General features: G+C 46.8%; 1 protein-coding gene. It reads left to right on the forward strand.

Annotated elements, in window-relative coordinates:
- A partial coding sequence (locus AAEY98_RS22415; RefSeq protein WP_351019808.1) for a PQQ-binding-like beta-propeller repeat protein occupies positions 1-263 on the forward strand: 263 nt, incomplete at both ends.

Genomic DNA, 263 nt, shown 5'->3' on the forward strand with positions numbered 1-263 from the left:
GTATCAAACCTGTCGTTAACGATCCTGTAAAACTGGTGCAAATTGCTCAGCCTATTAGCGTGCTACAGCCTGTATTTAGCACTGATGTCGGTAACAGAAAAGCCAGCAAAAAAGACCCATTAGATTTACAGGTCGGATATGCCAATGGTCAAATAGTAACGGCATCACGCGGTGGTGATTTGACCGGCTTTAATAGCGCTGGTCAAGAGTCATGGTCGGTCAATGTCGGTGATCAAATCACAGGCGGCGTGGCAATAGATGCC

Source organism: Shewanella sp. AC91-MNA-CIBAN-0169, from assembly GCF_040310165.1.
GTDB lineage: Bacteria > Pseudomonadota > Gammaproteobacteria > Enterobacterales > Shewanellaceae > Shewanella.